The organism is Rhodococcus jostii NBRC 16295 (assembly GCF_001894825.1).
In the GTDB taxonomy this organism is placed as follows: domain Bacteria; phylum Actinomycetota; class Actinomycetes; order Mycobacteriales; family Mycobacteriaceae; genus Rhodococcus_F; species Rhodococcus_F jostii.
The window spans coordinates 1-1,132 of sequence record NZ_BCWY01000244.1; the positions used below are offsets into that span (position 1 = coordinate 1).

Genomic DNA, 1,132 nt, shown 5'->3' on the forward strand with positions numbered 1-1,132 from the left:
GGCGATCGCCCCACACACCGAGCAGGTCTTCGACGACGGATAGAACCGGTCGATCGCCACCACCCGCCGCCCATACCAGTCGGCCTTGTACTCGAGCATCGACCGGAACTCGGACCAACTCGCATCCGAGATCGCCCGAGACAACGACCGATTCCTGACCATGTTCCGCACACTCAGATCCTCGACGGCGATCACTTGATTTTCGCGCACCAGCCGAGTGGAGAGGTTGTGCAGATAATCGCGACGCCGATCGGCGATCCGGCCATGAATCTTCGCGACCTTCAGTCGGGCCTTGGCCCGGTTACGGGATCCCTTCTCCTTCCTGGCCAGCACCCGCTGCGCCTTCGCCAGCCGCTCACGATCCTTTCGTTCATGTCTCGGGTTGGTGATCTTCTCCCCCGTCGAGAGCGTGTAGAGGCTCGTGATCCCGGCGTCGAGCCCGACCACCCGATCGGTCGGCGGGGGTTCGGTGATCGTGTCCTCGACGAGAATCGAGATGTGGTACCGACCGCGAGCATTACGCGACACCGTCACCTGCGACGGCACGGCCCCCTCCGGCAGCGGCCTCGACCACCGAACGTCCAGCGGTTCGGACTGCTCGGCCAACCGGACCTGCCCGCCCCGGTAGGTGAAGCAGTTCGAGTAGTAGGTCGCCGAATCCTTCGAGTGGTCCTTCCTCTTGAACTGCGGGTAGCGGGACTGCTTACGCCAGAACCTGTCGAACGCGGCCTGCAACTGCCGCAGCAACTCCTGCAACGGCCCCTTCGACGGCTCCGACAACCACGCGGTCTCGGTGTCCCGTTTCCATCCGGTGAGCATCTTCGAGGTGTCCGCGTAGGTGACCCGCCGCCGCTCCTGCGACCAGGCACGCGAGCGCTCCGCCAACGCCCGGTTATAGACATACCGGGTGCACCCGAACGTCCGAGCAAGCCGCTCCGCCTGCACCGCAGTCGGATAGAAACGGTACTTGAACGCCCGCTTCACCACCCTCCCCGCCATAACCCAGACACTAGCCACCCAGTCCGACAAAACCAGATCAGCTATCCCCGACCCGAAGGACCGGGTTTGCGCCGAAAGACTCACGGATCAACGAGACGTCGAGCGCCCGGTCAGTCCAGCCTTCCCACCACCG

General features: G+C 64.1%; 1 protein-coding gene. It reads right to left on the reverse strand.

Features of this window, described 5'->3' with window-relative positions; genetic code table 11:
* On the reverse strand, window positions 1-984 hold a 984-nt coding region (locus RJ1_RS44980; RefSeq protein ID WP_501193868.1), incomplete at its 3' end, for an RNA-guided endonuclease TnpB family protein.
* Between the last annotated feature and the right edge of the window lie 148 nt (window positions 985-1,132).